Origin of the sequence: Oceaniglobus roseus (assembly GCF_002869745.1) — a bacterium.
GTDB classification, from domain to species: domain Bacteria; phylum Pseudomonadota; class Alphaproteobacteria; order Rhodobacterales; family Rhodobacteraceae; genus Oceaniglobus; species Oceaniglobus roseus.
The window spans coordinates 64761-72015 of the sequence record NZ_PNOS01000022.1 but is presented as its reverse complement, the minus strand read 5'-3'; the positions used below and the strand labels follow the sequence as shown (position 1 = coordinate 72015).

Here is a 7255-nt window from a genome sequence, read left to right as displayed (position 1 = left end):
GCGGAGCCGCCCCCGCAGGCCATGGCTCAGGCGCGGCGGCGGCGGCGTCCGCCCTGGCCCGCGCCCGCGTCCATCGACGCCTTCGACGCTTCGGCGAAGGGGGTGCCGGCCTCGACCGCGTCCATGATCCGCGAGAATGCAATCCACTGCGACCCGTTGGCGTCGTGGTTCATCAGGAAGTTGGCGGCGCGGATCGCCTCCATCTCCTGCACCCGCATCGGGTTCATGATGGCCGAGGTCATGCCCGCGGTGATCGCCATGGGCAGGAAGGCGCCGTTGATGCCGTGGCGGTGGGGCAGGCCGAACGAGATGTTCGAGGCGCCGCAGGTGGTGTTGACGCCCAGTTCGTCGCGCAGGCGCCGCACCAGCGTGAACACCTGCTGGCCCGCGGTGCCCATGGCTCCGATCGGCATGACCAGCGGATCGACGACGATGTCATGGGCGGGGATGCCGAAGTCGGCCGCGCGCTCGACGATCTTCTTCGCCACGGCGAAGCGGACCTCGGGGTCCTCGGAAATGCCGGTGTCATCGTTGGAGATGGCGACGACCGGCACGTTGTACTTCTTGACCAGCGGCAGGACGAGTTCCAGCCGCTCCTCCTCGCCCGTCACCGAGTTCAGCAGCGGACGGCCCTCGGCGGCCTCGAGTCCGTTCTGGAGCGCACCGGGCACGGAGGAGTCGATGCAGAGGGGGACGTCGACGATGGACTGGATGCGGGTGACGAGGTCGCGCATCAGCGGCGGCTCGACGAAGTTGTTGTCGGCGTAACGCGGGTCTTCGGCCATCTTGTTGGTGAAGACGGCGCCCGAGTTCACGTCCAGCACCATGGCCCCGCAGGCCACCTGCTCGAGCGCGTCCTTCTCGACGGTCGAGAAGTCGCCCATCTCCAGCTCGGCGGCGAGCTTCTTCCGCCCCGTGGGGTTGATGCGTTCGCCGATGACGCAGAACGGCTCGTCAAAGCCGATCACGACGGTCTTTGTCTTGGATTCGATCACGGTGCGGGTCATTGGATGGCTCCTTCGAGGCGCGTCAGATGTGCGTCAAGCGCGGGGTCGGTGAAATCGTCGATGCTGGCCGAGGCGCCGGCCTTCGCCAGCGCGTCGCGGTCCAGGCTTGAGGTCAGCCCGTAGGTGTAAAGCCCCGCGCCACGGGCGGCGCGGATGCCCGAAGGGCTGTCCTCGAAGGCGATGGCGCGCTCGGCGGGCAGGCCCAGCAGGTCCAGCGCCGTGCGGTAGGGCAGCGGATCGGGCTTGCCGCGCGCGCATTCCTCGCCGATCACGAGGGTGTCGAAGCGCCCCTGCATCCCGATCGCCGCCAGCATCGCGTCGGCATTGACGCGCGGAGCGTTCGTGACGACGGCCATCCGCCAGCCGTTGCGCGCCGCGCGGTCGAGCAGGTCGGTCAGGCCCTCGGTCGGGTGCGCCTGGTCGCCGAGGCGGTCGCGGAACATGGCTTCCTTCCGGTCCGACAGGGCCTGCGCATCCTCGCCGGGCAGGAAATCGGCGAAGATGTCGGCATTGGCCCGGCCGTGGATGTGGCTCAGGTAGAAGTCCGCGTCGATCTTCCGGCCGTACTCGGCCATGAGATCGATGAAGACCTGGATGTGGATCGGGTCGGAGTGCAGCAACGTGCCGTCCAGATCGAAGAGGAGCGCTGCTGCCATGCCGGTCTCAGGCCGCCGCGGGCTTGGCCGAGGCGCCGCCGTGGCTCATCGCCCACTCTGCGTTGGTCTTGATGCCGCCGAGCGGGAAGAAGTGCACCTGCTCGATGTTGAAGTCGGGGTGGGCGGCCTTGTGGGCGGCCAGTTCGGCCACGAACTCGGTCGGCTCGTAGGGCAGGAGCAGCTTGGTCACGTCCATCGCGCGCTTCTGCAGGACCTTCAGAGAGGGGCCGACGCCGCAGGCGATGGCGAACTTGATGAGGGTCTGGAGCTTCGCCGGGCCCGCGACGCCGATGTGCACCGGCAGGTCGATGCCGTTGGCCTTCAGCGCGTTGGCCCATTCGATGACCGGCCCGGCCTCGAAGCAGAACTGGGTGGCGAGCGCCATCTTCGCGTCGGTCCGCTCGGAGAAGGCCTGCTTCCAGCGGAGCGCCTCGGAAACGTTGGCGTCGGAGCCGTCGGGGTCGATGTCGCGGTTGCCCTCGGGGTGGCCCGCGACGTGTAGGCGGGTGAAGCCCGCCTTGTCGAACAGGCCGGTCTCGAGCAGCTGCATCGAGCAGTGGAAGTCGCCCTTCGGCTCGGCCACGCCGCCCGCGAGGAGCAGCGCCTGCTTGACGCCCGCCTCGCCCTGGTAGCGTGCGATCCAGTCGCCGAGCATCGCCTGGTCGGCGATGATGCGGGCGGGGAAGTGGGGCATGACGTTGAAGCCGTCAGCCGCAAGCCGCTTCGCCGTCGCCACCATGTCCTCGATCGGCGTGCCGTCGATGTGGGCGATGTAGACGCGGGTGCCTTTGGGCAGGAGGGCGCGGAAATCCTCGACCTTCTCGGCGGTCCGCGGCATCACCTCGATGGAATAGCCGTTCAGGAAGGCCTCGACCGCGGCTGCGCCTGCCTTCGTGGCGGCGGCCTTCGTGGCGGGAGCGGTGTCCTTTCTGCGGAAGTTCAGAAGCGCCATGGTCTTCTCCAGGAATGTAGCGAGCGTCATGCCCAGCCGTCGTTGCCGATCAGGGATTTGATCCTTGCGGTGTCGTATTCGGCTTCCAGCCGTGCCGCTTCGGCTTTTGCGACCACTTCGTCGTCACCTTCGACAGCGTAGGGTTCGCCCCGCCGCCATTCGGCGAGATAGGCGTCGGTTCCGGCGGCCCCGGTCTTCATCGCGGCGCGGTCGATGGCCTGCTCGAACCGCTCGGGCAGCTGCACCTTTGCGGCGCGCCGGCCCTTGCCGACGATGACCTGCGCGGGGATGTCGCGCCAGTAGACGATGGTGACTTCGGCCATGTGTCGTGCCCCTGTTTGACTGACGCCGGAATAGCAGCCCGTTGGTCCGGTGCCACGGGCGGATTTCGACCCTTGCTACACGTCCTGCGGCAAGGGGGCCATGGGCGGGGCGATGAATTCGCTTCAGGAAGATCATGAGGGCTGCGGCGCGCTGCCACTTGCGTGGCCGGGGCGGCGGCCCTAGGCTGCGGACAACTGAATTGGAGGCGCAGAAGTCATGGCGCCCAAGCGTCCCAAAGGTGCGGGCGCGTTCCCGAAACCGGTCGAGCCCCCCGGCACCGCACGACCCGACCCGAGCGCGCTCTACGCCGCTCTGGACCTCGGCACGAACTCGTGCCGGATGCTGATTGCCCAGCCGAAGGGCACGCAGTTCCATGTCGTGGACAGCTTCTCGAAATCCGTGCAGCTCGGCATGGGGCTGGAAGCCTCGGGGCGGCTGTCGAAGGCGTCGATGGGGCGCACCGTGCAGGCGCTCCGGATCTGCGCGGGGAAGCTCGCGAAGCACCGGGTGGGCCGGATGCGGCTGGTCGCGACCGAAGCCTGCCGTCGGGCGACCAACGGGCGCGAGTTCATGGAAATGGTCCGGCGCGAGACCGGCCTGAAGCTCGAGATCATCCAGCCCGAGGAAGAGGCGCGGCTGGCCGTGATCTCCTGCGCGCCGCTGGTCTCGACGAAGACCGAGCAGCTCCTGGTGGTGGACATCGGCGGCGGCTCGACCGAGCTGGTCTGGATCGACCTCACGCGGGTGCCGAAGATCGAGCGGCCGAAGGCGATCATGCGGCTGCACTCGGGCTTCGTGCCGGACATCGAGTCGCCCTTCCCGGCGGCGCGGGTGGTCGACTGGATCTCGGTGCCGCTCGGGGTCGCGACGCTCCGGGACCAGTTCAACGACGTGACGAACGACGCGGCGCGCTTCGCGCTGATGAGCTGGTTCTTCGAGGAGAACCTTGCCGAGTTCTCGCCCTATGCCGACCAGCAGGCGAAGGAGGGATTCCAGATCATCGGGACCTCGGGGACGGTGACGACCGTGGCCGCCTCGCACCTCGGGCTGAAGCGGTACGACCGGAACCGGGTGGACGGTCTCAGGATGACGTCCGAGCAGATCGACAAGGTGATCCGCGAATACCTGTCGCTCGGCCCCGAGGGGCGGCGGGTGGACCCGCGGATCGGGCGGGACCGCCACGCGCTGATCATGTCGGGCGCGGCGATCCTGCAGGCGCTGCTCCGGGTCTGGCCGACCGACCGGCTGTCGGTGGCCGACCGGGGTCTGCGCGAGGGGCTGCTCTATGCCCAGATGTCGGCGGACGGCGTGCTGGAGGACGGCGTGTTCTGAACCGTAGGATGGGTGATATCACCCATCCTGCCTCCAGGCTTCACCGGACGTTAACCACGCCCCGGCGATCCTGCGGCCATGACCTCCTATCGCCGCCGCCGTCTGCCCGGCGGCACCTTCTTCTTCTCCGTCATGCTGGCGCAGCCCGGTGGCACCCTGCTGACCGATCGCATCGCCGAGCTGCGCAGGGCCTACGCCCTCACCTGCCGCGAGAGGCCGTTCCGGACCGAGGCCATCGTCGTCCTGCCCGATCACCTGCACGCCGTCTGGACCCTGCCGCCGGGCGACAGCGACTATTCGGCGCGCTGGCGGCTCATCAAGGGTCGCTTCTCCCACGCGCTCGGCTGCCGGGGCGCGCGCACCGCCTCGAAGCGGCGGCGCGGCGAGCGGGGGATCTGGCAGCGGCGGTTCTGGGAGCACACCCTGCGCGACGCGGCGGACCTCGACCTGCACTGCCGCTACTGCTGGGTGAACCCGGTGCTGCACGGGCTGGCGGAGACGGCGGGGTCCTGGCCGTTCTCCTCGGTGCGGCGCGACGATCCCGCGCTGGCGCGGCTCGGGGCGCGGGAGGCGGCGGCGTTCCGCGGCGCCTTCGGGGAGTTCGCCGCGGGGCGTAGGATGGGTGATATCACCCATCCTGCCTGGACCCGGCTCAGCAGTTCGGCACGTTGACGGCCAGCCCGCCGAGGGAGGTTTCCTTGTACTTCTCGCTCATGTCGGCGCCGGTCTGGCGCATGGTCTCGATGGCGGCATCGAGGGGCACGAGGTGCGCGCCGTCGCCCCGCAGCGAAAGGGAGGCGGCGGAGACGGCCTTGATCGCGCCGAGGCCGTTTCGCTCGATGCAGGGCACCTGGACGAGGCCCCGGACCGGGTCGCAGGTCATCCCGAGGTGGTGTTCCAGCGCGATCTCGGCCGCGTTCTCCACCTGTTCGGGCGTGCCGCCGAGCACCGCGGCGAGGCCCGCGGCGGCCATGGCGGCGGCGCTTCCGACCTCGGCCTGGCAGCCGCACTCGGCGCCCGAGATCGAGGCGTTGTGCTTGACGAGGCCGCCGATCGCCGCCGCCGTCAGCAGGAACTCCGGCACCTTCGCCGCGCTGGCGCCGGGCACGTGGTCGAGCCAGTAGCGGATCGTCGCCGGGATCACCCCTGCCGCGCCGTTGGTCGGGGCGGTCACGACCTGTCCGCCGGCCGCGTTCTCCTCGTTCACCGCCATGGCATAGGCGGACATCCAGTCGTTGATCGTGTGCGGCGCGGGCTGGTTCAACCCGCGTTCGGCGATCAGCGCCTCGTGGATGCCCTTCGCGCGGCGGCGCACGTTGAGCCCCCCCGGCAGCGTTCCGGAGGTGGTGAGGCCGCGGTCGATGCAGTCGTTCATCACCGTCCAGATCCGTTGCAGCCCGGCGTCGAGGCTGGCGGCGGGGCGGCGCGAGAGCTCGTTCGCGCGCTTCATCTGGGCGATGGACAGGCCCGAGTGCGCGGCCATCTCCAGCATCTGCGCGGCGGTCTTGAAGGCGTGGGGAACGGGCGGCCCGTCGTCGGTGTCGCGGCCCCCGGCCAGTTCGCCCTCGGTCAGCACGAAGCCGCCGCCGACGGAATAGTAGGTCTCCTGCGCGATCACGTCGCCCTCGGCGTCGGTGGCCATCAGGATCAGCCCGTTGGCATGGCCGGGGAGCGGCGGGCCGTAGTCGAACTTCAGGTCGGTCTCCGGGTCGAAGGCGAGCGGGCGCAGACCCTCGGGGGCGAGGGTCCCGGTGCGCCGGTTCTCGGCCAGGGCGGCCTCGGCCGCCTCGGCGTCGTAGGTTTCGGGCGCGAAGCCCGCGAGGCCGAGGATCACCGCGCGGTCGGTGGCATGGCCCTGGCCGGTGAAGGCGAGGGAGCCGTGGAGCGAGGCGCGCAGCCCGTGGGCGGTGAAGGGGCGGGCGCGCAGGAGGTCGAGGAAGCGGGCGGCGGCCACCATCGGCCCCATCGTGTGGGAGGACGAGGGGCCGATGCCGACCTTGAACATCTCGAAGACGGATAGGAACATGAAACGGCGCCTGTGTTCGGAAGCGTGAGCGGTGGGTCAGACCTGCATGTGGTCCACCGCTAGCAGGGCTGCAACCGGGGCGGCAGGGGGAAAGCGGCGTTTGCCCGCGCGGGCGCGGCGGAGAACGGGAGAAGGAGCGGCCATGCGCTACGATCTGGACGGCAGGGTGGTGCTGGTCACCGGGGCGGCCTCGGGGATCGGCGCCGAGGCGGCGCGGCTCTGCGCGGAGTCCGGTGCCCGGCTGGTGCTGGTGGACCGGGACCCGGCCGGGCTCGCGGTGCTGGCGGCGGAGCTTGGGGAAGGGGCGGCGATGGTCTGCGCGGGGGACGTGGCCGAGCCCGGGACCGTGGCCGGTGCCGTGGCCGCCGGGCAATCGGCCTGGGGGCGGGTCGACGGCGCGTTCAACGCGGCCGGGATCGGCGGGCCGATGCTGCGGCCGCTGCTGGAGCTGGAGCTCGCGGACTGGGAGAAGGTGCTGGCCGTGAACCTCACCGGACTCTGGCTGTCGCTGAAGGCCGAGGTCGCGGCGATGGCGGCGGCGGGGGGCGGCAGGATCGTCAACGCCGCCTCGGTCGCCGGGCTGGTCGGCAGCCGGGTCAACACGGCCTACGCGGCGAGCAAGCATGGCGCGGTGGGTCTGACGCGGGCGGTGGCGCTGGAATACGCGGCAGCCGGCGTGCGGGTGAACTGCGTCTGTCCGGGCTGGGTCGAGACGCCGATGACCGCCGGCGTGGCGGCGGAGATGCCGCGGGTCCACGCGGGGATCGTGGCGGGGATGCCGCTGGGGCGGACGGGGCGGCCGGCGGAGGTGGCCGGGGTGGTCGCCTGGCTGCTGTCGGACGCGGCCTCCTTCGTCACCGGCGCGGCGCTGCCGGTGGACGGGGGCTTCACGGCGGGATGAGGGGCCGGTGCATCTCGAGCCTGCGCGCGGCATCCGCGGAGAGACGGGAGAGGGGTG

8 protein-coding genes are annotated in these 7255 nt (G+C 70.5%); 3 read left to right on the top strand and 5 right to left on the bottom strand.

Features of this window, described 5'->3' with window-relative positions; translation table 11 throughout:
• Window positions 1–26: 26 nt before the first annotated feature.
• From A7B20_RS12325 to A7B20_RS12310, 4 genes are read right to left on the bottom strand one after another with little or no spacing between them, the layout of a single operon-like run.
• Complete coding sequence (locus A7B20_RS12325) at window positions 27–1007, bottom strand: methyltetrahydrofolate cobalamin methyltransferase (protein WP_102108882.1); 981 nt, start codon at window positions 1005–1007, stop codon at window positions 27–29.
• Window positions 1004–1663, bottom strand: a complete 660-nt coding sequence (locus A7B20_RS12320) for an HAD family hydrolase (RefSeq protein ID WP_102108881.1) — start codon at window positions 1661–1663, stop codon at window positions 1004–1006. Before A7B20_RS12320 ends, A7B20_RS12325 begins: the two co-directional genes overlap by 4 nt.
• A 7-nt stretch (window positions 1664–1670) precedes the next feature.
• A complete protein-coding gene (locus A7B20_RS12315) occupies window positions 1671–2615 on the bottom strand; it encodes a methylenetetrahydrofolate reductase (RefSeq protein WP_102108887.1) in 945 nt (314 codons plus the stop codon).
• 26 nt (window positions 2616–2641) lie between these two features.
• Window positions 2642–2938 (bottom strand): virulence factor, encoded by a 297-nt coding sequence (locus tag A7B20_RS12310; protein WP_102108880.1) that lies wholly within the window; start codon window positions 2936–2938, stop codon window positions 2642–2644.
• A gap of 217 nt (window positions 2939–3155) precedes the next feature.
• On the opposite strand from A7B20_RS12310, the gene A7B20_RS12305 reads away from it, so the two are divergent.
• Complete coding sequence (locus A7B20_RS12305; protein ID WP_102108879.1) at window positions 3156–4271, top strand: Ppx/GppA phosphatase family protein; 1116 nt, start codon at window positions 3156–3158, stop codon at window positions 4269–4271.
• 78 nt (window positions 4272–4349) lie between these two features.
• The gene (locus A7B20_RS12300; protein ID WP_245866864.1) at window positions 4350–4943 is read left to right on the top strand and encodes an REP-associated tyrosine transposase; all 594 of its coding nucleotides are present in this window, start codon (window positions 4350–4352) and stop codon (window positions 4941–4943) included.
• On the opposite strand, the gene A7B20_RS12295 is transcribed toward A7B20_RS12300, so the two are convergent.
• A complete protein-coding gene (locus tag A7B20_RS12295; protein ID WP_102108878.1) occupies window positions 4924–6297 on the bottom strand; it encodes an L-serine ammonia-lyase in 1374 nt (457 codons plus the stop codon). The two genes, A7B20_RS12300 and A7B20_RS12295, sit on opposite strands and share 20 nt — an antisense overlap.
• A 142-nt stretch (window positions 6298–6439) precedes the next feature.
• Between A7B20_RS12295 and A7B20_RS12290 the strand changes: the two genes are divergently transcribed.
• The gene (locus A7B20_RS12290) at window positions 6440–7198 is read left to right on the top strand and encodes an SDR family NAD(P)-dependent oxidoreductase (protein ID WP_102108877.1); all 759 of its coding nucleotides are present in this window, start codon (window positions 6440–6442) and stop codon (window positions 7196–7198) included.
• Window positions 7199–7255: the final 57 nt, after the last annotated feature.